This is a genomic window from Mesorhizobium sp. M7A.F.Ca.CA.003.01.2.1 (genome assembly GCF_003998945.1).
Lineage (GTDB): Bacteria > Pseudomonadota > Alphaproteobacteria > Rhizobiales > Rhizobiaceae > Mesorhizobium > Mesorhizobium ciceri.
This window is the reverse complement of the sequence record NZ_RZRA01001477.1, coordinates 1-784: the sequence shown is the minus strand read 5'-3', so window position 1 is coordinate 784 and position 784 is coordinate 1. Positions and strand designations below refer to the sequence as shown.

Genomic DNA, 784 nt, shown 5'->3' with positions numbered 1-784 from the left:
ATGCCCCCAATGACCGCCGATCAGATCCAGTCGTTCGAAGAGCGCTTCCCGCAGGTGTTCCAGCGGCCGTTCCACAAGCGCTTCGGGCCGCTGATGCTGCTTGGCGGCATCTTTCTCTACCTGCTGTACGCCTTGTGGTTCTTCAACCTGCCGCAGGTCATGCGGGAATCGCACTGGGAGCGCCTGCCGCTGTTCCTGACCCAGTGGATCAGCTACGACGTGCAGCCGATCTTCCGCCTCGATGAACCGCAGATCACTGCCAAATATCCACGCTTCTCCGTGCTCGGCCCGAACCCGGATCCGGACTGGGTCAAGACCAATGCCGATGGTTCGGTGACGATCCTGATCGACGGCACCGCCAAGTCGATCACCTTCACCAAGACGCAAGCGACGATAACTGCCAACGGTGAGACTGTCGCGGTCGCGCTCGGCACCGGCAAGCCGCTGATCTCGGGACCGGTTCCCGGCTGGATCACCGCGCATGAGGATGAGGTGGTCGCCGACATGGGCTTTGCCGGCGAGTCCCGCGTCGCCGTTGACCGCGTCAGGATACGCAAGCGGTTTCTAGGCTGGGCAAATTTCGTCTTCGACACGCGTTCGCCTTTCTTCGGCAAGTCGGCAAGCGAAGTCGCTTCGCTGATCGTCTCCGGGCCGGAACTGAAACCGGGCACGTCAAATCTGGCGCTGGCCGGCGACAACATCTGGAACAACGCCCAGTGGCAGCATGGCGATGTCTGGACGAAGCTCCTGCAGACCATCGTCATGGCCTTTCTCGGCACCATGC

General features: G+C 61.9%; 1 pseudogene. It reads left to right on the top strand.

Features of this window, described 5'->3' with window-relative positions:
• Positions 1-784, top strand: a pseudogene (locus tag EN969_RS33580) (phosphonate ABC transporter, permease protein PhnE); the annotation flags it as partial.